Origin of the sequence: Myxococcus sp. CA023, from assembly GCF_010998615.1 — a bacterium.
Lineage (GTDB): Bacteria > Myxococcota > Myxococcia > Myxococcales > Myxococcaceae > Myxococcus.
Map to the genome: position 1 here is coordinate 39,340 of NZ_JAAEAH010000060.1, position 22,122 is coordinate 61,461.

General features: G+C 65.3%; 16 protein-coding genes and 4 pseudogenes. 8 read left to right on the top strand and 12 right to left on the bottom strand.

Going from position 1 to position 22,122, the window contains the following annotated elements; translation table 11 throughout:
* Positions 1-108 precede the first annotated feature (108 nt).
* The 5 genes from F8M74_RS25000 to F8M74_RS25020 form a co-directional block, all read right to left on the bottom strand.
* The gene (locus tag F8M74_RS25000; RefSeq protein WP_141255467.1) at positions 109-1,116 is read right to left on the bottom strand and encodes a ferritin-like domain-containing protein; all 1,008 of its coding nucleotides are present in this window, start codon (positions 1,114-1,116) and stop codon (positions 109-111) included.
* Positions 1,117-1,470: 354 nt separating this feature from the next.
* Positions 1,471-2,007: an AAA family ATPase gene (locus F8M74_RS25005; RefSeq protein ID WP_141255466.1), complete on the bottom strand. Its 537-nt coding sequence runs from the start codon at positions 2,005-2,007 to the stop codon at positions 1,471-1,473.
* A gap of 333 nt (positions 2,008-2,340) precedes the next feature.
* Positions 2,341-2,658: a DUF1634 domain-containing protein gene (locus tag F8M74_RS25010; protein WP_141255465.1), complete on the bottom strand. Its 318-nt coding sequence runs from the start codon at positions 2,656-2,658 to the stop codon at positions 2,341-2,343.
* A complete protein-coding gene (locus tag F8M74_RS25015) occupies positions 2,655-3,521 on the bottom strand; it encodes a sulfite exporter TauE/SafE family protein (protein ID WP_141255464.1) in 867 nt (288 codons plus the stop codon). Before F8M74_RS25015 ends, F8M74_RS25010 begins: the two co-directional genes overlap by 4 nt.
* A gap of 15 nt (positions 3,522-3,536) precedes the next feature.
* The gene (locus tag F8M74_RS25020) at positions 3,537-4,280 is read right to left on the bottom strand and encodes a GntR family transcriptional regulator (protein WP_141255463.1); all 744 of its coding nucleotides are present in this window, start codon (positions 4,278-4,280) and stop codon (positions 3,537-3,539) included.
* A gap of 1,418 nt (positions 4,281-5,698) precedes the next feature.
* Between F8M74_RS25020 and F8M74_RS38045 the strand changes: the two are divergent.
* From F8M74_RS38045 to F8M74_RS38055, 5 genes and pseudogenes are all read left to right on the top strand, one after another.
* Positions 5,699-5,830: pseudogene (locus F8M74_RS38045) on the top strand (IS5/IS1182 family transposase); the annotation flags it as partial.
* 669 nt (positions 5,831-6,499) lie between these two features.
* The gene (locus F8M74_RS25025; RefSeq protein WP_141341514.1) at positions 6,500-7,336 is read left to right on the top strand and encodes a hypothetical protein; all 837 of its coding nucleotides are present in this window, start codon (positions 6,500-6,502) and stop codon (positions 7,334-7,336) included.
* A gap of 135 nt (positions 7,337-7,471) precedes the next feature.
* Positions 7,472-8,563, top strand: a complete 1,092-nt coding sequence (locus tag F8M74_RS25030; RefSeq protein ID WP_141255461.1) for a trigger factor — start codon at positions 7,472-7,474, stop codon at positions 8,561-8,563.
* A 176-nt stretch (positions 8,564-8,739) separates the two neighbouring features.
* Positions 8,740-9,003: pseudogene (locus F8M74_RS38050) on the top strand (transposase); the annotation flags it as partial.
* Positions 9,004-9,005: 2 nt separating this feature from the next.
* Positions 9,006-9,152 (top strand): annotated as a pseudogene (locus F8M74_RS38055) (transposase); the annotation flags it as partial.
* 147 nt (positions 9,153-9,299) lie between these two features.
* On the opposite strand, the gene F8M74_RS25045 reads toward F8M74_RS38055, so the two are convergent.
* The 4 genes and pseudogenes from F8M74_RS25045 to F8M74_RS25065 all read right to left on the bottom strand — a co-directional run bounded on the left by F8M74_RS25045 (position 9,300) and on the right by F8M74_RS25065 (position 14,779).
* Entirely contained in the window at positions 9,300-10,541 is a 1,242-nt protein-coding gene (locus F8M74_RS25045) for a prenyltransferase/squalene oxidase repeat-containing protein (protein ID WP_162295033.1), read from the bottom strand.
* Positions 10,542-11,271: 730 nt separating this feature from the next.
* The gene (locus F8M74_RS25050) at positions 11,272-12,138 is read right to left on the bottom strand and encodes a hypothetical protein (RefSeq protein ID WP_141341511.1); all 867 of its coding nucleotides are present in this window, start codon (positions 12,136-12,138) and stop codon (positions 11,272-11,274) included.
* A gap of 311 nt (positions 12,139-12,449) precedes the next feature.
* Positions 12,450-13,043: pseudogene (locus F8M74_RS38060) on the bottom strand (transposase); the annotation flags it as partial.
* 272 nt (positions 13,044-13,315) lie between these two features.
* Positions 13,316-14,779 (bottom strand): PLP-dependent aminotransferase family protein, encoded by a 1,464-nt coding sequence (locus F8M74_RS25065; RefSeq protein ID WP_141255456.1) that lies wholly within the window; start codon positions 14,777-14,779, stop codon positions 13,316-13,318.
* 61 nt (positions 14,780-14,840) lie between these two features.
* On the opposite strand from F8M74_RS25065, the gene F8M74_RS25070 reads away from it, so the two are divergent.
* A complete protein-coding gene (locus F8M74_RS25070; protein ID WP_141255484.1) occupies positions 14,841-15,623 on the top strand; it encodes a YggS family pyridoxal phosphate-dependent enzyme in 783 nt (260 codons plus the stop codon).
* Positions 15,624-15,701: 78 nt separating this feature from the next.
* On the opposite strand, the gene F8M74_RS25075 is transcribed toward F8M74_RS25070, so the two are convergent.
* Entirely contained in the window at positions 15,702-16,160 is a 459-nt protein-coding gene (locus F8M74_RS25075; protein WP_141255455.1) for a GNAT family N-acetyltransferase, read from the bottom strand.
* Positions 16,161-17,173: 1,013 nt separating this feature from the next.
* Positions 17,174-17,938 (bottom strand): hypothetical protein, encoded by a 765-nt coding sequence (locus F8M74_RS25080; protein ID WP_141255454.1) that lies wholly within the window; start codon positions 17,936-17,938, stop codon positions 17,174-17,176.
* Positions 17,939-18,234: 296 nt separating this feature from the next.
* Between F8M74_RS25080 and F8M74_RS25085 the strand changes: the two genes are divergently transcribed.
* Together F8M74_RS25085 and F8M74_RS25090 are read left to right on the top strand one after the other, a co-directional pair.
* Entirely contained in the window at positions 18,235-19,764 is a 1,530-nt protein-coding gene (locus F8M74_RS25085) for a hypothetical protein (RefSeq protein WP_141255453.1), read from the top strand.
* 14 nt (positions 19,765-19,778) lie between these two features.
* A complete protein-coding gene (locus tag F8M74_RS25090) occupies positions 19,779-21,296 on the top strand; it encodes a hypothetical protein (protein WP_141255452.1) in 1,518 nt (505 codons plus the stop codon).
* 84 nt (positions 21,297-21,380) lie between these two features.
* On the opposite strand, the gene F8M74_RS25095 is transcribed toward F8M74_RS25090, so the two are convergent.
* The coding region (locus F8M74_RS25095; protein WP_205604101.1) for a hypothetical protein at positions 21,381-22,122 on the bottom strand (742 nt) is incomplete at its 5' end.

Below are 22,122 nucleotides of genomic sequence, written 5' to 3' on the forward strand. Positions count from 1 at the left end.
TCGCTGTGCCGACCCCAAATTGGGTTGCTGCGTCATGGGTGCGTCAAAACGCGCGCCATGACGGGGACTTTCCAACGACCAGCCCAGCCCTGACTTTGTTAGGGACGCTTAGAACTGCGGCACTCCGCCCGCAGACCACACGGACACGATTTGTTTGGGAAGAGCCCACATGCTACCGAGGTCGAGTTCGTCGTCCCCGGCATAGCCCTTCTCCAACGCGGTCAAGAGGCTCGTGAATCCGGTGGTGAGCTGCTGCTGCGCGGCCGCGAGCCCACTGCGCTCCGTGGTGGGATAGGTCTTCAGCGGGCCGCCGAACTTCAGCATTGCCTGCACCATCCGGAATCGCGCGAAATGGCTGAACTGATCCTCGAGATCGTTGGCATCCTCGGGGCGGAGCTCTGAGTCGATGACGGGGCCCAAGTTGCCCTCGCCCTGCCCGATGATGGCCTGGAGCACCTCATTCGCCTGTTTCAGCGCGGTGCGGCTGTCACCGCCGATGGTGCTGCTGAACCTGGTGTAGTCGTCTCTTTTATATTCCGGGTTGGCGAATTCGCTCTTCTGCCGGTGGTCCGCGTCGGGCTGGTAGAGTTCGTCCCAGCGCTGATTGATGCCCTGCTCGATGGCCTTGTAGAACTGACCGATGGAATCGTAGGCATCTTGCGGCCCGTTCGGCGCGCTATCGCTCTTTGGCTCGGGGGTCTCGATGGCGGCCAGGAGGGACATTTGCTCAGGGTTCACCGGCCCGAGCTTCACGGGCTTGTTGACCGCGATCCAGGACGGGAACTTGTCGTACCGCGGCGCCCATTCGCCCGTGAACTTCGGCGAGTATCCCTTGGGGGCGAACAGCGCATTGAAGAGGTTGCTGGCCAGCTCGAGGTGCAGCATCTCCTGCACGACGACCGAGTAGATGTTGTTGAAGGCGAGCTGCTCCCTGCTTCGATTGGGGTTCTTCTTTCCGCGAACGCTCACCTGCTGGGGCGGGAGCTGAGCGTTCGTGCCTGGAACCTGCAAGGAATAGGCGGCCGTCAGATAGAGGGGGATGGTCCACAGCTCCAAGTAGACGGCTTTCTGGAGATGCTCGAGGAGGGCCGCGTCGGTCCAGGTTTTGTTTTGCACAGGGAGCTCTGAGGTTGATGCGAGGTGCCGTGGATGGATGCACCGGCGACGAGAGCAATGTTCGCGCCAGGGCTTGCGGAAGAACGGCTCCAGTCATTTCAACTCCTTGCGGTGATGCCAGTCTCCGGGTGCCAGGGGAGTCCCGTGTCACTGACACGTCAGTGACGGAGGCTGACGCGTCCGCCAACTTTGGGCTGGGCGTGGTGAGAAGCCTGCGGGCGGCCAGGCCGTGCTCGCCCGCCGCGCTCACAACGAGGCGGAAGTGTTCGTCCCTCGCCTTCGTGCGCGCCTCGCTCACTGGCAGTGACGCGCCATGCCGCAGCGAATGGATTTTGGGGAGGAACAGCGCTTGGACTACTTGATGTTCGAGTGAACGAATCGCACCCGCTCTGGAATCGATGCCAGGGGAAGGGGGAGCAACTCGTAGCCAAGGCTCGTGTAGACCTCTACCATCGAGCGATGGGTGGCCTCCGCTTCGGCGGGGTCCTGTTTGCGCTCGGCATCTTGCGCGAAGATTTCGGGCCAATGCGGCGCGATGAAGACACGTCGATTGTAGCGAAAAAGCTCCGCGGCCTTCCAGAGATGTTGAGGCACCGGAAGGCCACATACCCGAAGGTATCCGATGACGTCGGGAATGCCGCGATCCAGGATGACAGGATGGCCTCGCTCGCGGGCCTCCCTGTGGGTACGCATCTCCCATCCAAGCATCAGCTCGGCAAAGGCCGCCCGATCAGCCCAGGGGAGGGCGGCGCCGGAGATCTCGACCTGTTGCTGAATGATGGCACGGCCCGCCTCGGGCATGTGCGCGAGTCCCTCCGCCGCCAGCGCCTCGATGAGACTGCTTTTACCGGAGCCTGGGCCACCTGTGATGACATGAAGATGAACAGTCATGGTCTTCCTCGAGTTGAGGGGAGGGAGTGGCGGATGCGTTGGTAGCGCGTACGCTCGGAAGTTGACGCTTCCGTCGGGTTGCAGGGCACTCCATGGGGCATGAGCCGCTTCGTGTGGACAGTACGTCGAGCACTGACCTTGGGGGCGGCACAGGTAGAAGCTCTGCTCGGTCACCCCATGCCGACGGCAGACCTCCTTCGCCTCGGCTCCGGCATCGACCTTCTACAGCATCCACATGCGCTGTTCTTCCGTTTACCTGCTTGCGTCCCGTACGTTCCCCCAGTGGAGGGCCCACTCTGAATCCGGTTCATTTTTCGGGAGCATGTCACAGGCTCACAGCTCGACCATGACCCCGGCCGCGATGACAGCCAGGACGAACACTGAAATCGCGGTATAGATGTAGTCGCGCTCGCGCAGGGACATGACCAGCATCAGCGCCACACGCGCGATGGGCAAAATGATGAACAAGGCCACACCGGTTTTCATCACGTCGTAGCCGCTGCGGCTGGGGGCGAGAAAACTCCAGAAGTCATGTGTCGCGGCCAAGGCTATCCCGGCGGCAACGAGCGCTGAAGCAAGCCAAGTGCCGTTCCAAAGCAGTCCGGCGATGCTCTGCTCGCACCGTTCAAGGCGATTGGTCGTAGGCTTCATGCCGGCCCTCCGAGGAACTGAACACCAAGGGCGCTCAGGAGCATTTGAACCGCAAGCAGGGCGAGGATCACCACGAAGGAGATGCGAATTTTCTCAGCGGGCAGCCTCATCAGCAAACGCGCCCCGACGAGCGCCCCGACGACTGAGCCAAGTGCGACAGGCCCCGCAATGCCAATGTCGATATCGCCTCGCACGAAGTAGGCGCCAGCGCTCGCTGCGGCCGTCACGCCGATCATGAAGTTCGATGTGGCAGACGAGACCTTGATGGGCAGCCGCAAGGCGGTATCCATGGCAGGGATTTTGAGCACGCCGGAGCCGATACCGAGCAGCGCCGAGATTACGCCAGCCCCGTACATCAGAGCCAGGCTGATCGGCACGTGACCAACCTGATAAGGCACGTCGCGGCCCGATGCATGGTCGGGAAAGCTGGAATGCAGGCGTAGCACCGTGGCCAGACTCTTCACGTTTGGCCCGCTGGTATCGGCCACTTCCACTTCGCGCCGCCGCGCTAGCATCTGCTTTGCGGATAGCATCAAGATAAAGGCAAACAGGCCGTACAGAAACGAATTCGAGACGATGCCGATCAGGAACACGCCTGTCAGCGCGCCGAGTGTGGTGGCTGTCTCAAGGACGATCGCAAGCCGAATATTGGTCAGGCGCCTCTTCAGGAGCGGCGCAGCGCTGCCGCACGAACAGGCAATCACCGAGATGATGCTCGCGCCGATCGCCACGTGAATATCTATGCTGAAGAACAGCGTGAGGATTGGCACGATGAAGATGCCGCTGGCCATGCCAAGCACGCCGCCGAGGGCACTCGCGCCAAAGGCGGCCGCGAACAGCCAGAAGACCATCGTGGGGTTCATTGACGTGTCTCCGGCTCATGACCGCGCGCGTGGACGCCGGGACAAGCGAGTGATGAACCTGATGAGGTCGCCGCGATAGTGGAGCCTTTCGTAGTCGATGGGGCGAGACCCTTCGCTATATGACGTGCGCTCGATCAGGAAGACCGGGTTACCGGGCTCCACGGCGAGGGCCTGTGCAACGGTCGGTGTGGCTGTGATGGCTTCTAGCCGGTATTCGGCCTCAATCAGTGGCAGGTGGTATCGTTCTTCGAGCAGTGCGAATATTGGCTCGGTTTCTAGGTCGTGGGTGACGATCTTCTCCCCTATCTCGCGCGGCAGGTAGGTTTCATCGAAGGACATGGCCATGCCGTCGGCGAGCCGCACGCGTTGGATACGCATGACAAGGCTGCCGGGCGACACGGCGAGTTGCCGGGCAACGTCAGCATCGGCTGGGACGATTTGACTATCCAGGAGCCGAGCGGTCGGGGTGCGGCCGAGTGCCTGCATGTCCTCGACGAAGCCAGTCAGCTCGGTCAGTTCTTGGATGATCTTGGGCTGTGCGACGAAGGTACCGATGCCGCGCCGGATCTCTACCAAGCCACGAGCCACGAGGTTCTCGATCGCTTTTCGGACTGTCGTTCGGCTCACGCCGAACCGCTCAATCAAGCGGTCTTCCGTGGGAAGTTGGCTGCGAGGAGGGAGGACCCCAGCTGCGATTTCAGAAGCAAGCGTCAATTCGACTTTCGCATAAAGCGGGTTGGATTCACGCGTAGCATCCATCAGGACATCACGACATCATGATGTCCTGATGTCAAGGTCCCCCTCAAGCGAGAAGAAGCCCTGAGGTGCATGGTCACTTCCTGATTCACGACTCGACGAGTCCTTCTCGGATTTACCCTACGTGCGTTGGCTGGAGGGGAGCGGGGACCAGAGGGGCGAGCTCAGGGCGTGCTTCCGCATGACGGAGAATCGGCGCCTGCGCGACCGGTGCCGGGCGGTGCTGATAGCGGCCCGAGGCCGCCATCAGCAGCAGATTGCCAAGGACCTGGGGACGGACGCCGCGCAATATCTCTGGCCGCTTACGGCCGGTTGTCTTACGCCTGCGCGCAGAGGAAGGGGCAAGGGCGCGGAGCCGTTCGGGTTTCGATGAAGCCGACCCTTGACCCTCCCGAGCACGCAGGCGCCTTGACCTGTTCGAAAACGCGATACGCGAAGGCGATCCGCGAGCGAACCGATAGGGCGGCCCATGGCGCTGGCACCAGGGGCGGCCCGTGGATTGGGCTTTGCGGCACTACCCTCACCTGACGTTGTACCGAGAGTAGCCCGGCTCCGTGGACACCCGAGATGTGATGGAAGGAGCACGGGATGTTCGCGTTCGACACCTCTCTCGAGGGGTTCGTCCGGAAGAAAATTTGGGACGCACGCCGAATCCCTCCCTCTTTACCTTCGAAGGCCGGGGGGCCGCCCTTGCCCGACTTCTTCACGCACGGAGTGGAACTCGTCGAACCATCATTTCCATAGGACTTGTCGTGACGTGAATCACCATCACACCGCAGTAACGAACGAAAGGCAGCAGATGCGTAGACAGGGATATGTGAATCTTTCTGGGATCAGGGCCGCGGTGGTGGCCGCGACCGTAATAGCTGTCCCAACTGCTCATGCCGAAGAGTTCCTGATCGGGTGGAGTTCGCGGGATTCCCCCAAGGGGGGATATTCGGATGTCGAGGTTTATACGACCTCGGCCACTTCCGGATTCATGACCGTGTGCGATAGCGGTGCGCCGGATGGGCTCCGCGCCGTAGGGATACTTGAGTGGGGTAGCTACAGCAAGGAGGTGCAGGACCCGAACGGTGTCCTCGGCCTTTGCAACACGGGCAACGTGTCCTTGCCCCGCGCAGGGTCGGGCATACGCGTTACGCTGTGGAGTTGCTTGAGGAACGGGGCCGCTGGTGTTCTCCAGTACTGCGACTCCAATCACATCTTCATGTAGCTTGGGTTGCTGTAGGTGGCGGTGCGGCAGGACTCATCCTGAGCACGGCGTTTCCGAAAGCGGGTATGAAAGGGGCAGGGCCTGTCCTCGTGCGTGTGTAGATGATGAAAAGACATGGGGGAGGCCGGGCTGCGGACCGGCATGGAAGGGATGGCCATGTTCGAACCCATCCGGTGGGTTGATGGATGAGCGACTGTGACGCTAGCGGGGAGTGCAGCTGATTGCTCCCCACCAGCGAGGGTGCAAGACGAAGACACAGGATGGACGAGAGCTGTGTCGACGCCGTCGACGATGGAGAGTGGAGCGGCTTTTCCCCTGGCTCCAGAACTTCCGCCGCCTCGTCATCTGCTACGAGGTGAAGGTGGGAACCTCCTCGACTTCCTCCAGTTCGGCTGCATCCAGACAGAATGAGGTCATACGGTGCATTCTTCCAAGAAGCCTGGAGGACTGGGTCTGCTCATTTTTGACAACGGGCCCGGGCGTAATCACAAGGCAGGCAGATGCGTACTGAGGTGTGCGAGAGGAGCCCCTCTTGCGACATGAACTTCAAGGAGTCACAATGGTATCGCTACTCAATCCCAGCTCTTCGTCCAAGACACCGCCGCCCGCGCGAAAATCCACTTCGAAACCCAGTGCTGTCCCGGCGAAAAACAATACGCCGACGTCCGGTCCACAGGCTTCTCCGGCGCCAACACCATCCCCGTCGGTGGCAAACCAACGGTTGAATGATGGCTTTGATCGGTTCCCGCCCGCTCACCGGTACGGTGCATCCGGGCATGCCAATCCGTCGGCGCCTCCGTTTATCGGCCCTCGAGTTCCGACGCCGACTCCCACTCCCCAGGTTTCGCGGACGAGCGCTCCTGCGAAGCCAACGCCGACGCCGACTCCCCATGCTTCGCAGACGAACGCTCCTGCGAAGTCGACGCCGAACGCCACGGTGAACCCGCGCGCGCCTAATGGGCCTGCGAGGGGGGCGGATGACAAGAAGGAAGATGGGGGCCCAGCGCCTTTGGAGTTGCTCAAGCGCGTAGGGGAGGGGGCGAAGACGGAGGCAGATATCAAGTTGGCCTCGCAGACCCGCAACGACCCATCTAGGGGACGCTGGGGGAAGGTCGAGCCGAAGAACACTCCGATGTCTCGTGGCGCAAGTGCATTGGGCTTGGCGGGCTCACTGGCGCAGCTTCCGCAGAATGGCGTGGAGCTGAGTGAGGCCATCGAGAAGGGCGATGTGACGGGGGTTGTCGATAAGGGGGCGAGTCTGACATCCAACGCATTCAACATCGCCAAGGGGGGGCTCGAGACGGCAGCCTCGTTCGAGACATTCTACTCTTTACGCAATGCGGCTCAGAACCGGCTTCAGGACAAGGTTCAGAGCAAGGGGGGGCAGGTTGCAGGGAAAGAGGCCGCCGACATCGCGGGAAAGGCCGCGCAGGCGAGTCTCGATTCTCTCAATGAGGGCATTCAGCACCAATCCAACAACGCTGCGAAGAGAGCGGCAGTCGATGCTGCCAAGAAGCTCCCCGTGCGTTCGGAGTTGAAGATCGCTACCAAGGAGGCCTTCAAGGCGGCATCGCTTCTTGCTCGCAATGGCGCAACCTCCGCTGTGGCGAAGGCCTCCGCCCGCTTCGTTCCGGGGTTGAATGTCGGCATTGCTGTCGCGGATGGGGTGGCAGCGGCTGCTGCTTTGAAGAATATTAAAGAAAAGCCCATCAAGGCAATTGCGGCCTCCGTTACCGCCCTCGGGTCGCTTGCCGCAGCGACGAACATCCCCATCGTTAGCCAGGTGGGAGGGGTCGTCTCGGCTGCTTCCAGTCTCTTGGGGTCCATCTTCGGCGAAGACGACTGAGGGCTGTGGCAGTGCTTCTGCCCGCATGCCTCGTTCCGCGCTCGTGGAGGGCGGGACGGGGCATCTCGTACCCAGGAACCGACTCCGCTTTCCGGAGTCGGGAATCACCTCACATCCACAATCCGTCGAGGTCCCATGCAGCGCAAGCACAGCGATTGGATGAGCAGCGGGGCCGAATCCTCCTTCGAGGAACTCAAGGGACGGATGTTTTTGATGCGCGTATCCCCAGCGCTGTCCGTGGACGACCGCTCTGTGGCGCTTCCCTCCTGCGCGCCGCCGTCCCTGGAGGGGCTTGCGGTTTCCATTCCTCCTCGCGAGCCTGTCACAGGGCAAGACATCCACGAGCGATTTCGGGAGCTGTGTCGGGCGTCCGCTCGACGGAGGGTACTCGCTCGAGGTGAGGCGATTGCCGAGGGAGATGAAGTCTCCCTTGACGTCATCGGCTTTGCCCGGAGACGTCCCATTCCCTTCTCGTCGCGCAGTGACTGGAGGGCCGAGGTTGCTCCGGAGCCTCTGCTCCCTGGATTCTTTGAGGCGCTGGTAGGCCTGCACGTGGGCGCGGAAGTGGAGGTGCAGGTGATGCTCCCATGCGACTACCCAGTGGCGTCGTTGCGTGAGGTGCCAGCACGATTCCTTGTGGAAGTGAAAGCCGCGCACGAATTGCTGGTACCCGGCGCGGATTCCCCCGCGTGTCTCGCGCTCCTCGGTCGTGGTTCTACGCTCGACGAAGTCATGCTGCGTATCGGAGAAGAGCTCCAGGATGAAAGGGAGGTTGCCGCTGTTCACGAGGCCCGGGCGCGCGTGCTCGACATGCTGGTCGAGCGAAGCGCCGTTGCGTTACCGGTATCTCTGGTTGACGAGGAGATTCGTCGTCTGTGGATGACCATTGAGCGTCCGGTGCTGCAGCGCAGGCAATGTTCAGATGAGGTCTTCCAGGAGGCACTGGAAGGGTGGCTGACCGACCCCAGCACCCGAGACGATGCCGAGCGGCGATTGAAGGTAGCGCTCATCCTGGGAGCCGTGGCCGTGCGCGACCGTGTCCAGCCGCGGGGCGCGTCCATGAGGTCGCTCTGGGAGCGCTTGGCCACCCTGGCGAACCTGCCCCTCGAGGAACTGAAGACGACGCTCGAGGCCACTTCGGACCTCGCGCGACGAGCGCACAACGTCCTGCTGCATCTGGCGACCCTGGACCATGTGATGGCTCAGGTGCGCTTCGAAGAGCGGTAGTGCCATTCGTGAAGTTGCCCCGGTTTCGTGGCTCTCCCTCACTTTGTGTGATGCGTAGACTCAGACGGCGAGCAGCACACGACGGCGTAGCAGGTCGAAGTTGGCGTGGTCTGCCCCCCGATTTTCGGACCAGTTGAAGCGTGAGAGAGTCCTCGCGGCCAGGAGGTAGGTCGGTCGTGAGGAAGAGCAGGTTTACCACCGAGGAGCAGAGGGTCAGCATCCTGCGGGAGGCGGAGGCGCCCGGGGCCAGCGTGGTGGAGGTGGCCTGGAAGCACGGCGTCGCCGAGCAGACGCTCTATCGGTGGCGCCAGAAGTTCGGCGGCATGGAGACAGGCGGCGCGACGCGGCTCAAAGAGTTGGAGAAGGAGCACGCGCGTCTGAAGAAGCTGCTGGCCGAGAGGGACCTCGAAATCGAGGTCATGATGGAAATCTCCACAAAAACGAAAGCTTCAACGGCCGCTTCCGGGACGAGTGCCTGTCAGCGGAGTGGTTTTCCACCAGGAGGGATGCCGTCGTCCTCATCGAGGCGTGGCGGCGCGACTACAACGAGAAGCGTCCGCACAGCAGTTTGGGCTACAAGACACCTGCGGCATCTTCGTTTGTGCCTTCTGTGCCTCGTTCGGGGCTGGCCTGTGCTTTCGGTGCCTCCACGCCCTCTCCGGAGTTGGCGACGCGCAGGGCCCGGCCCACGACTGCCAGAGGCGCTGTGAGCTTCACCCGCTTCCGTCGGGCAAGCTCAGATTTCCGTGAGTGGCAGCGGCGGGGTACGGGAGGCCCTTGCCACAGCGGCCAGTCCATGAACGGAGAGGGCGTGGATCTGCATGGGGTAATCAGTAGCGAAGGGCCTTGGACCGTACATCTGCAGCGGCCCAGGCCAAGAGCCCCCCGGCTCTTGGAGTTCCGCCAGGTAGTGGATGGCGCGAGTCACGCACAGGTGCTCACTGGGCAGGTAGAAGGTCAGCAACGCTAGCGCCATACCCGTGGCAGCTGCCGAGCTCGCCGCCCCTTGCGTGGGGGGCCAACCCCCATCCGGGTTCTGCCGCTCAACGAACTCCCGTGCAAGATGCCGTGTCGAGTCATGGGAGGGGCCAAGCGCCAGCCCCACCTCGTGAGCGGCATAAGAGTCGATGTTGTACCAGTGCGCACGACAGCCGCCTTCCTGCCGCGCGCGCAGTGCAAGCCACTCCCCTGCGGGGGCCCAGAACGCAGGGACCGTGCCCCATTTGCGCAACGCCATGATGGCATGTGCGACCACGTCCTCGGCGGGCGGGTCGTCCCGGGACTGCCACGTCAGCCACAACCCCGCTGGGGTCCGCATCCGCTCCAGGTACGCTCGCCCCAGGCCCGACGCGGACGTCCCGGCGTCCGTGCGAGGCAGGGCAAGCATCGCCATCGCGGTGGTGTCGGTATCCGACTCGACCCCTTCCCGGTAGGGCCAGCCTCCGTCCTCATTCTGAGAGCGCAGGAGAAAGGACCAGGCACGCTCGAACATCGCGGGCTCCAGGTCTTCACAACCCTCCAGCGCTCGGCACAGCAGAGCCGTGTCCCATACCTCCGTAGAGCTGAAGCACCACACCCCCGCTGTCGTGCGCTCGCGCAGAAGGAAGTCGAGCGCGCGGGCGAATGCCTCCGAGGTGGGGGCCCACCGGCGCAGCGCCGCGAGCGCCACGAGGGTCGCCCCCATCTGCCCACCGAAGGAGCCCGAGGCCGATTGGGCCTCGCGCAGCGCCTTCAGCGCCTCCTCGGTGTCCGCTGACGGCGCTTCATCGGCCAGCAAGAGGAACAGCGCGGCCAGCTCCGCTCCCGACCAACGCTTGAGCCGCACGGCCTGACGGGCGAGGAGCCGCTCCAGCACCTGTGCCTGGAGTTCCTCGCGAGATGGCCCTCCGCGCACGGGTGCGCCCACCGCGAGCGCGAGCGCGAGGAAGAAGTTCCGGCGGTCGCAGAAGACCGGCTCGGAGAAGATCGGATGGGACACGTCAAGGCTGGCAGTGGGGTCCGCGCCGCCCACCCACGCTTGGAGCCAGCTCTCTATCAGACGAGGCACTTCGTGGTGGTTCTGGACCGGTGCGGCCTGGACCCAGCGACGCGTCGCGCTCAGGTGCGGTCGCAATTCGGGAACGAATGCATCCGCGATCAAGCACGCCAGGGCATTTTCAAGGAGCCTTGGCGCGGGATGGACCCGCCACGCACCATCCGCTGACTGGGCTTGGGCCAGATGTGCACAGGCGCTGCGCAGCACACGCCGTGCGCGGTGTTGAAGGTCTTCATTTTTCGGACGGGGGCTCTCCTCTGCGTGACGGGCCCCGTCTGGCATGGCCACGCCTGTCTGTGCCTCGGCGCTCTTCAAGTGAGCTTCGGTGATTCCCGTGACGTCGGTGAGGTTGGCGCCGGTGAGGTCGGCGTCACGGAGATTGGTGACGAGGTGAGACCGGTCTGCCATGGATGTTTCCTCCTCGAAGTGAACATCGCGTTCATCTGATGAAACGGGCCACGCCCTATCGGTACACGCTCCGAGTTGGAGTCGTTGGGCGCGCCAGCACTCCCTCGGAAGCGAGGGCCGTACGACTTGATGGGGCGTGCGCCGGCCGTAGCCCCAACTTCCCTCGTGTCGTACTTCTACGAGGCCATCGGCCTTGTGGCCGGGCGGGGTGACAAGAGGTGTTGGACCGCGGGAAGGAGCGGGCGCAGTCCAGGAGCACGTCACTTCAATGTGTGTCCTCCAGGGGAGGGGCCATCATGGGTGCGGGGTACCAGAATGGGCCCAGGCGGATACCCAGCCCCACCATGGGTCCTTCCTCCCATGCGCGGCGGTGGCTGATGGCCTCTTCCGCCCGCCCCGTCTTGTCGGCGCGCCAGGTGCGCCGCAGGTAGGCATGGTCGTAGAGCACGGTGCGCAGTTCCCGCTCGGTGAGCCGGTAGCCGGGCCGCTGGGTGAAGTAACAGTCCATTGGGCCTTGCAGCAGGGGAGGGACCTGCTCCGGGGACACCATGGGCTTGCCAAAAGCAATCATCAACTGGGCGAGAGGGATGTCCTCGCCGTAGAGCGCGCGGATGGCATCCTCGCGGGTGCGGGCTCCGGTGCGAACCACGGCCTGGAGCAACTCGTTCCAGGGGGCCCCCGACTGCGCCACCACCGAACACCACAGCGTGTGCTCGCCCCGAGGGGTGGCCGCCGCGACCTCCTCGGAAAGAGGCCGTAGCTCATCCGGCAGACTCTCCGCGCCCAGCAACCGCAGGCGCCAGCCCTTGTGCTGGGAGGCGGTGAGCAGCGAGAACTCCTTTACGAGCAGTGCCACCCAGTCGAACAGGCGCTCGCGGTAGCGCGGGGTGACCTCGGCGAACTGACTCGGCGTGAGCAAGGGGGTGATGACGTGGCGCACACCGTGGTGGAAGAACAGCTCCACGCAGGCGTTCATCTGGGAGATGGACCAGTGGGCATAGTCCTCGGAACTCACGTCGATGCCGGCCAGGGCGGCACTGCGGCGAGTACCTTCCACCACCCAGATGAGCGTGGCGGGCGCTATCCGCCGCACCTGCTCGATGGGCGCCGCGAGAAATTGGTCCAAGGACATGGGCTCTGCTGCTGAGATATCGGGTGTCTTGTCAGGCATCGGGGCTCCTTCAATCGAGCGCAACGAACCTCTTGCGCTCGGAGCCGTCGAACGCGCGGCAGTAGGGATAGCGCCTATCTCGGAAGGGGCTCCGGGCGCAAGCTGGATCCAGAGTCCTGGAGAGAGGTCTCTTTACCAGCATCATCTCCCAGAGGCTGCGCACGTGTGAGAGGAATGGCCATTGTCCTGTGCCCAGACCCGCAAGGGTCAAGTCCCGAATCTTGTGTAGTTGTTCGGGAGGGGGTTCGGGGGAGGGAAACTCCTCGAGCATGTCAGGCAGCAATGATTGGGTTTGATTTCAGCAGGGACATGTCGAGGTAGCGGCGGTCGTCCCAGACGCCGGTGGTTTCGAGGGCGACGGCGGTGATGAGGCGCAGAGCGCTGGCGCGATCCGGGAAGGCGCCGACGGAGCGGATGCGGCGCTTGACCTCGCTGTGGAGCCGCTCCAGGCCGTTGGTACTGCGCAGGCACTCCATAGCCTCGGGCATCTGGCGCCCCAGTCCCTCCTGGAGGGCCTCCAGTCGCTTCCTGGCGTCCTGCAGGTGGGGGGGCTCGAAGATGGCGGACGTCTGCTTTCCCAGCCGTCCTCGCAGCCGCCAGGGGGGCCTTGCCGAAGACATTGCGGGTGAGGTGCACCGTGCAGCGTTGCAACTGCGCCTCGGGGAGCGCCTGCCGGGCCGCGGCGGCGAGCCTCGCATGCCCGTCGGCGATGACGAGCCGCACGCCCGTCAGGACTTGCTCAAGCAACTGGCGCAGCAGCTCCAGCCAGGACTCTACGGACTCGCTGCCACCCAGGGGGATGACCGGCAGGTGCCGGATCCCGTCCTCGCCCACGTGTAGGCCACCAGGGCGGAGACGTTCTGCACGCGCGCGCCTCGCTCACTCGTATTGACGCGCTCAGGGCGCAGCGGCCGAGTATCTGGTTGGCACAGTGCATTTCCTCCCAGCACGCGGAGAGCAGCTCATCCATCTGGCCGCCGCTCTTCGCCAGCTTTCTGTCAGCGAGGACGCGCTCCTCCTGCACCTTCATGCCGCGGATGCGGCCCGTCAGCCCCGAGGGGCATGTGATGACGCCTGCCATGCGCTGCCTCCTCGGGGGCAAGGCCGCCCGGGAGGAAGGAGGGGGACAGCGGGGCGGTCAGCTTGGAGTGCAACGGGCGAGCGTGTCGCAGATTCGCGTAAGCTCGTCCGGCGTGTGCGCGGCGAACCCGAGCCGAACGGCGTCCAGGCGCCCCTTGGGAAGATAGGTGGAGCCTGGAGCCATCAGCAGGTGCTCCTCACGCGCCCTTGCCACCAACGAGTCGATGCTCCCCTTGCGCAGGGTCAGCCACAGCGCCAACCCACCCGCCGGCACGGAGTAGTCGAAGCACTCGTCGAGTGCAGGCGTCGCGCGGAGCCGCGCGAGGAGGTGATCTCGGCGTGCTTTGTATTCTCGACGGGCTCGCCTCGCGTGACGCTGGAGCGTCCCGTCTTCGAAGAGCTCCGCGATGGCGTGCTCGAGGACGACGTCGCCTTGTCGTTCGAGCAGCTCACGAGTTTCCTTCAGCTTGCGAATGCACCCCTCCGACGCGACGAGGTAGCCGAGCCGCACGGTCGGCGCGAGCAGCTTGGACAGCGACGCGATGTAGACGACGCGCCGCGATCCTCCGGTCGCGTGGAGCGGTAGCAGCGGCTCACCTTCGAAGTGGTACTCGTAGTCGTAGTCGTCCTCGACGATGGTGAAGTCGAAGTGCTCGGCGAGCTGCAGCAGCTTTATCCGTCGTTCCGGCGTCATGGAGACCGACGTCGGGTACTGATGATGCGGCGTCACGTAGACGGCCTTCAGCTTGCCCGACAACCTCCGCGCCGTCTTCTCGAGGACGTCGGTCCTCAATCCCTCGCCATCGATGGGGATGTACGAGACCTTGGCCCCCGCGAACTCGAACGCGCGCCACGCAGGTGCGTAACCTGGCACCTCCACAGCGACCACGTCGCCACGTTCGAGCATCGCCAGTGCGTAGAGACCGAGCGCGCCCTGCGCTCCACGAGCGAGGAAGATCTCATCGATGGTTGTGGAGAGCCCGCGCGCCTGATTGACGAAGCTCGAAATCACTTCGCGGAGGCTCGGATCTCCTGCTGCGTCGCCGTAGCCCGCCGCCGCTCGGCTGAGAGAGCGAAGCGCCCGCGCGTATGCGCGCGCCAACTCCGCCTGTGGCGCGAGCCGAGGGTCCGGCAACCCATCGGTGATCGACACGAGGGAGGTGTCCCGACGGGGCCAGGCCGACTTGCGCTGCGTGGGCAACTCGACGTCAGCGATCGCCGAGCGCGGTAGGGAGGCCGCCACGCGCGTTCCAGAGGCGGGGCGCGTCTCGAGCCACCCCTGGGCGACGAGCTCGTCAACCGCCGCGACGACCACCTTCCGATTCACCCCGAGCTGGTCTGCGAGGGTTCGGCTTCCTGGTAGCATCGAGCCCGGAGGGAGCCGCCCGCGCTGGATCTCGTGGATGAGCGCTCGGGTGAGCTGCGTCTGCTGCGACACGGACGTGTCCCGTTCGAGGGTGAAGTCGAAGCGCCACGGTCGCCTAACTGGACCCTCATCGTTATTGATTCTGGAGCTGCCCATGGGGCCAGTCTCCCGCTACTTACGAACTCGCGCAAGGACGTGCGCGCTCCAGGAGGCAGCCATCAGCACCCCGGAATATTCACCTGCGTACAGTGTCGAGGACTTTCGGCGCAACCTGGCGACTGTTCGCGGGCGCATCGCCGCTGCGTGTGTGCGAGTCGGTCGCGATCCGGTCGAGGTCCGTCTCCTGCCGGTCAGCAAGACCATGCCCGAGGCCCGCATCCGCATGGCCTACGCGGCTGGCTGCCGCGAACTCGGCGAGAACAAGGTCCAGGAGGCGTTGGGTAAGGCCGAAGCGATGGCAGATCTCACCGACCTGCGGTGGTCGGTGATTGGGCACCTCCAGACGAACAAAGCGAAGGTCGTCGCGCGCTTCGCCAGCGAGTTTCAGGCGCTGGACAGCCTTCGCGTCGCGGAGGCGCTCGATCGACGCTTGCAGGTGGAGGGGCGCGCGCTCGACGTGTTGGTGCAGGTTAATACGTCCGGTGAGACCAGCAAGTTCGGCCTGCCGCCGGATGAGGTCGCCCGCTTCGTCCGCGAGTTGCCCGCCTTCTCCTCGCTGCGCGTCCGTGGGCTGATGACTCTCGCGCTGCTGTCGGCCGATCCGACGTGTGTGCGTCCGTGCTTCACGCTGCTTCGGGAGCTGCGCGCGCGGCTGCGTGAGGAGGCGCCGGCTGGCATCGCGATGAACGAGCTCTCGATGGGGATGTCCGGCGACTTCGAGTTGGCTGTCGAGGAGGGCGCTACCATCGTGCGCGTGGGGCAGGCGATCTTCGGCCCGCGCGCGCTGCCCGACAGCCACTATTGGCCTGAGCCGAACGCGACCTCAGACCACACGTCGTAACGACCGCCGAAGCCCCCGCCTCATCCATGCCGAGGGCCTCAAGCATCGCCGAGACGCGCTTCGACGGTCATCTGTCGATCAAGCGAGCGACATCCGATATTCGATCACACCAGGCTTCTCTCCGATCCAATCGTAGAGTCGTTGCGCCGTGAGATTGGTTTCTTGAGTATGCCAGTAGAGACGCCCGCAGGCCTTTGCGCGGGCGCGCTCCTGTACGAACTCGATGAGCTTTTTGCCTACATGGCGTCCCCGTGTCTCTGGCGCGACGAAGAGGTCTTCGAGGTAGCAGAAGTCATTCTGCGCCCACGTCGAACGGTGGAAGAGATAGTTGACAAAACCAACGATTCGTTCGCCGTCCACCGCGACGGCCGAGTGCATCGGCTCGCGGTCGTCGAAGAATCGCTCCCAGGTCGCCTGGGTCACTTCCTCCGGCAAAGTGATCTTGTAGAACTCCAGGTAGCTCTTCCAGTACGGAAGCCATTGTTCAAAGTCGCCCCTCTCAACGGGGCGAACGATCATGTGATTCTTCTCGCTCATTCCAGCGCTCCTTGTCCTTGGTTCTTGTGAATTTCAAACGTGAAGGCGCGCGATGCTGGGCATCGCCCTCGTCGCTCGCCTGCGGGAATCGAACCTTCCACGGTCGGGGCTATTACCCTGTCGCAGGTCCCGTGACATGCTCCAGAATTGAGAACTGGACGGGTCCAGATGGACTGGCGCTTCGATGGCTCGCCGCCAGGGTGTTCACATTCTGGAGATTCCCTCGATGTCCTCACGAGTTGGTGCGTGAGGTGAACGAGCCAGCCTCGTGCGAGGTCGAGTCCCGAATCTTGTGGAGTTGGTTCGAAGGGCAGATGCGTTACCCGTTCATCAGAACTGGAGCACTGCGACCTGCCATTTCCGCTCCGCCGGGCCGATGGCACCCGCCGACACGTTCTCCACGCGCACGACAACGGTATACGTGCGGCAGCACGGCCTCACCCGCTTCCTCGAGGACGCTCAAGCAGGGCAAGCATTCGGTGGGCGTCCAGCGGCAGTACACCGGCTCGGCATGCTTTGCCCTTCGCCGCGTCGTCGCCGCGGGCGTACCCCAGCGAGAGGCGGAACGCACGCGGCGTTTTCCCCCTTGGCCCGTGGGGCGTCTGAATCCACGCACAGTCACTTTCGGCCTGAGCGCCACTTCTACGACAGCTTCATCACCGAACGGCTCGCGATGGCGCGTGTGATTGCCACCTGGTTGCCTCGCTGTCCTACCAGCCACCGCACGAACCTGGGGCGCGCCTCACGTCGCCTGCTCGGTCTCCCCGTTCACGCCTCGGGCCCCTGACGCAGGAGTGTTAGGACTTGGCGCGGAAGTCGGCGTAGGCCACGAGGAGCTGCTGCAGTTGGAGAATCAGGCCTGCGACAGGTCATCCCGCCCAGGTGGGGCCTCTGCTGGCGCACGAAGAGTCTGTCGTTGCGCCTCCTGGACCGGGGTTCGATGTATCGGTCTGATGCACACTTCGGGCGCGGTCACGGCAGAGGCCTGCCTGCCCTCTGCGCTGTCGCTCGCCTCACGGTCTCGACAGCTGTGCGGGAGCCGCCGCGCGCGACGGCGCGACCTCCGACGGGGGCAGCTTCGAGAAGACGGAGCCCGCGGAGCGGAGGGAGATGCGCTGATAGCGCGCATAGGCCTCCATGAGTGCTGTGCGCATGGCCTTGGGCTCCGTGGGCCCATGGCGCGCCACGGTGCTGGCCAGCGCCTCCAGCAGATAGGCCTCGGGCGCCATCATCGTTCGCGTGAGCGCGATGGGGCTCGCGCCCAGCGTCTTCAGCACCGGACCGAAGTACTGCTCGCTCATGCAGGCCAGGACGACCACTGGCCTGGGCGTGGCTTCCGGCGGTGCATCCACTCGGGGAGGCTCGCGGTCCATGAGCCGGTCATGTCCGGCCCACACCAACAGGTCGGCGCGACTCGCGCCCGCCGCCGCACGCAGGAAGTCCTCTAGCGCCGTGTCTATCGCGTCGCCTGCATAGGCGTGGAGCCGCAGCCGCACGGGCCGCTCTCCCTTCGCCGCGGTCCGCTCCAGGACGAGCTCGCGCAGCACCGCGGCCCCTTCGGGGCCCGGCTCTCGGCTGACCAGCTTGAATCCAGGAGCCCGCGAGAGGAACCTCTCCGCACCGTACATCGCCCCCCAGTAGAGGTTCGTCTCCAGCGCGCGCGGAGCTCCCGCGGGAGGACGGCCGCACTGGATCAACGCGTTGTCACACAGCGGGACGAAGACCTCGACCTCCACCGGAGGCACGGCCAACAGGCTCAGCAACACGACGGTCAGCACAGCGGACCTCCAGCGGGTGCTTATACGAGACACCCGTGGCGAATCCACCGTTCCGTCGCGCAAGCCACTCGCCCCTCCCTTGGCCTGCTCGACGGCTCCGTGCGTCGGGGCGCCCCGCGGCCCGCGCTGCCCCTCGTCCTCCAGCAGCGCACCCGGTCGGAATGCCGGGCTCGGGCCCTCAGGCGCCTTGCGGTCTCGAGACCACGGCGCTGTGGTTGCAGGGCCGCGCTTCTCCCTGCTCTCGTGCGTGAGGTGCCCGCTTCGGCGTGGCACATGCATCGCATGGGGACCGGTTCATGGGCATTCCAAAGACCAGGTGGCGAGGAGGGTGTCTCGCCCTGGTCATCACCCTTGCCGCTGGCACCCGCGCAGCGGCCGAGACGCCGTGCGAAGTGCCCGGCAAGCCCTCGACGTTGTTCTGTCAGTCGAATCCCTCGTACCACAGCTCCGTGTGCCAGGAGGTCTGCACGCAGGAGTTCTGCATCCGCACGGATGAGCAGAGGTTCCAGACCGGGATGCCCGGGCTGTGTGTGCTCGCGCTCGATGCCCGGATGCGGGCGGTGACCGGCTCCTGGTCGCTGGGCCCCGGAAGCCTCGGTCGCACGGGCCTGGACGTGTCGGCGTCGGGCATGGTGGACCTGACCGTGCTCGCCGGAGGTGCTGTCGGCCATGTCCGGCTCACGCGCACCCCGGAGGGGAAGCTCGAAGTCTCGGAGCCCCTCACATTCCGTCCGCCGATCGAGAGCTCACCGCGTCCACCGCCCGAGGGCAGCTGCACCGTTCCGGGGCACCGGCAGACGCTCTTTGCCTGCACGGGCAGGGCACCGTCCTCCGAAGTCTTCGACAAGGCCCGCGCCACCTGCACGAGTCCCTCGCATCCCGCGTCGATGCAGACGCCGCCACAGGGCGCGTGCTCCGCGCAGGGGTGTCTGACGGTCGTGCCCGTGAAGCGCGGCGCGCGGGATGCGGGTGAGTGGTGCCTGGCCTGGGTGGATGCGAAGGGGTCCGCCCATCGGCTCCCGAAGCCTCGCGTGTACGGGACCGCCTTTCAATGGGACGTGCGGGGCGAGACGCTCTGCGCGCACGTGGACACGGGCTGCAAGAACCGAGAGGCATGCCTGGAGGAAACCTGCTACGCGGCGGCCCCGCCGCACCGGCTGCTGCTGCCGCACCAGCGCTCGCCGCTGGAGTCGGACGGGGTGTACTTCGTGGGCCCGGCGGCGTCTCCGGTGAGGGTGGATGGGACGCTCGATGACGCCGCGTGGGGCCTGGCCCGCGAGGTGGTGGCCGAGACGCGAGCCCACCTGCGGTATGGCGTGCGCGCGTGGAACGGTCCCGCGGATTCTTCCGTCCGGCTCAAGCTGCTGCATGACGCGGACGGCATGCTCCTCGCCGCCCGTGTCCGGGACGACCGGGTGGTTCCGCTCGCGCGGGGCGTCCCAGACGTCGGAACGGACCACCTGGAGCTCGACTTCGGGAGCGCCCGGTACGCGCTGTTGCTCGGCACGGACCAGAAGGTGTCCCTGCGGCAGTGGCGGGACCGGAGGGGGCGTGACGTCGACTGGCCCCTCGAGTCCCGGTGCGCCTGGGCCCCCGAGGATGGGGGCTATGCGGTCGAGTGCCGCATCCCGAATGGCGTCATCTTCTACATCCCCGCGGTGCCCGGTCCGTCGTGGTTCTCCGTCTGGGTCTCGGACGCGGACCAGCCAGGGACGCAGGAGACACTGATGGGATCGCTGCTGCATGAAGCCTTCGTGAGCGAGGTGCCGCCGACCCTGGAGGAGGCGCGCTCCATCGAGCAACAGAAGCAGGCGAGGCTTCCATGAGTGAACGGCGAAGAATGGCGTTCCGGCTCGCGCTGGTGGGGCTCTTCGTCCTGGCTTCGCGCGCCTCCGCGGGCGAGCCCTGCCGCGACGTGGGGGCGGCGTCCGACGTGGTGTCGTGCATGACGGCCCCCGAGGACTGGGAACACCTCTCTTGTGACACGCGCTGCCAGAAGGACTACTGCGTCGCCCTGCGCAATGACTCCCCGCGGCCCGACATGGCCGCGGAGTGGTGCCTGATGGTGACAGACCAGCAGGGCACGGTGACAGGGAGCCTGCAACTCGCTGACGCCGAGGACGCGAAGGTCACCCGGGCGAGCGAGGCGGGGGACATCGACGTTCGGGAATGGGACGAAGCGCGTCGCACGTCCGTGCTGCGCTCGAAGCGCCGGAAGGACGGCTCGCTCGTGGAGGTGGCCCGGACGCCCAAGCGCAGGCCCCAGACGGCTCCTACGCCCTCCCCCAAGCCGAGAAAGCAGCCGGAGGCCTCCTGCTCCGTCGAGCCGCCCTATCGCGGGCCAACGCTGACGCCGCCCACGTGCACGGGGCGAAAGCCGGCGGCGCGCTTCCTCCAGGAGGCGGCGAAGCTCTGTGCCACGCAGCCGGGCGCGGGCGAGCAGCTGGTGTCCGCGGTGGGCTCCTGCTCGGCGTCGGCGTGCATCGCGCTCATGCCCGTCGACGGGGTGTGGGAATGTGTGGTGGGGCAGTCGGACGGAGGCGCTCCGCATGTCCTCAAGCTCGCCGAGGTGGCGAAGTCCTCTGGCCTTACCGGCGTTGGGCTGACGGGCACGACGGCGTGCGCGACCTTCGTCGAGGGCGGCGGGAGCGGTGGCGATATCAGCTCGAGCGCTTGTGTCCTCATCGGCTCGCCGGACCGCCTTGTGATGCAGGCTCCGCCGTCACGGGTAGCCTTCCTGGACGAGGAGGGCTACCACACCGTCCCTATGAAGGCTGAGCCCACGGTGGATGGGGACATCGCGGGCGACGCTGCGTGGGCGCCGGTCCAGCCGCTCCCGGCGCGCACGGACTCGAACGTCATCCATGGCCTGGGTGCGTGGGAGGGCCCTCGAGATGCGTCCGTCACGTGGCGGCTGGCACAGGGGGCCACCGCGCTGTACCTGGCCGCGCAGGTGAGCGATGACCGGGTGACGCCGGCTCGGCCCGGCCTGCGTTCCGTCTTCGCGGACCACCTGGAGCTCCGTCCATACTACGCGGTCGTCCTGGAGCCGGAGGGCCACGCGTCCCTGCGCCAGTGGAGGGACTTCCGGGGGACCCGTGTGGACTGGCCTGTACACGGCGCACGGTGCCGGTGGCGGGCGCGGCAGGGAGGCCAGGACATCGAGTGCCGGCTTCCGTTCGGCGCGGTCGGTGCCCTTGCCGCGCCTCCGTCGCGCCATGACCTCCTGCTGGTGTTCTCGGATGGGGACGGCGAGCCCCGCCAGAAGTCCCTGGTGGGGACGCGGGTTGACCTGTGGCTCTGGAAGGAGTTCCCGCCCTCAGTGGAGGACTACATCTCCACGACGTGGGGCGACTAGTGAGCCTGAAGTGTCTGGGGTTGGAAGCTTGGGCGTCACGGAGGGCTCGCAGTGGGCGGCGTCCCCATGCCATCGCCGCTTGCTTCAGCGGACGCGTCCGTTGCCATCAGCGATGCCTGCGCTCTGCAGCGTGGAGAGCAGCGAGGAGTTCTTCTCGGCGAGGACGACGGGAACGTCCTGGTCCCCGAATCGGACGGTGCCCCGTCCAGCCGCGCCCGCGGTCTGCTGCGCGCCCTCCAGCCCCATCAGCGTGTTGAAGCTGGCCTGGGACGTCACCACCATTCCCTTGAGGTTTCCCTGGAGGGGAACCTTCTCCCAGTGCAGCTGCTCATTGTTCTCCTTGATGGACGTGTCTTTCACGGTTTCGTTGAAGGCGCCGTTACGGCCCGACTCGGTCTGCTTGCCCCACAGTTGCTTCGTCCGCTTGAGCGGATCCCCTTGAGGGAGGCCGACCTGGTCCTTCTTTGCCGCACCGGGCACCAGGCCCCCGTTGTCTGTGGAGGACGCCCGCCACCCATGGTTGGGGGTCTGCAACAGGTTGGGGCTGAGGATCAGCTGCACCTTGCTGTCATTGCTCCCCACGCCATAGCCCTTCGAAGGCCAGCCGGCCTGCTGCGTTCCCACGGCGCGCGTGTAGACGGCCAGCGCGCCACCGCCGTTCTTGTCCGCCGGCCGCGAATAGCGGCCCGCCTTTCCCTCCCGGCTGTAGGCGGAGTTGAGTTGGCCCTGCTGGAGGGCACCCTTCACGTGCTCCGGGGCCATGCCATGGGTAAGGCATGAGGCATTGTCCAGGTTGAGGGCGGGCGGGGGGCGGCCGGCGGTAGGA

What these genes read in the sequence shown, in the direction of transcription:
- F8M74_RS25075 (WP_141255455.1), bottom strand. Translation starts at nt 16,160, where the DNA reads ATGAGCGAGAAGAATCACATGATCGTTCGCCCCGTTGAGAGGGGCGAC.
- F8M74_RS25085 (WP_141255453.1), top strand. Translation starts at nt 18,235, where the DNA reads ATGGGCATTCCAAAGACCAGGTGGCGAGGAGGGTGTCTCGCCCTGGTC.
- F8M74_RS25020 (WP_141255463.1), bottom strand. Translation starts at nt 4,280, where the DNA reads ATGGATGCTACGCGTGAATCCAACCCGCTTTATGCGAAAGTCGAATTG.
- F8M74_RS25005 (WP_141255466.1), bottom strand. Translation starts at nt 2,007, where the DNA reads ATGACTGTTCATCTTCATGTCATCACAGGTGGCCCAGGCTCCGGTAAA.
- F8M74_RS25065 (WP_141255456.1), bottom strand. Translation starts at nt 14,779, where the DNA reads ATGGGCAGCTCCAGAATCAATAACGATGAGGGTCCAGTTAGGCGACCG.
- F8M74_RS25090 (WP_141255452.1), top strand. Translation starts at nt 19,779, where the DNA reads ATGGCGTTCCGGCTCGCGCTGGTGGGGCTCTTCGTCCTGGCTTCGCGC.
- F8M74_RS25010 (WP_141255465.1), bottom strand. Translation starts at nt 2,658, where the DNA reads ATGAAGCCTACGACCAATCGCCTTGAACGGTGCGAGCAGAGCATCGCC.
- F8M74_RS25015 (WP_141255464.1), bottom strand. Translation starts at nt 3,521, where the DNA reads ATGAACCCCACGATGGTCTTCTGGCTGTTCGCGGCCGCCTTTGGCGCG.
- F8M74_RS25050 (WP_141341511.1), bottom strand. Translation starts at nt 12,138, where the DNA reads ATGTCCTTGGACCAATTTCTCGCGGCGCCCATCGAGCAGGTGCGGCGG.
- F8M74_RS25030 (WP_141255461.1), top strand. Translation starts at nt 7,472, where the DNA reads ATGCAGCGCAAGCACAGCGATTGGATGAGCAGCGGGGCCGAATCCTCC.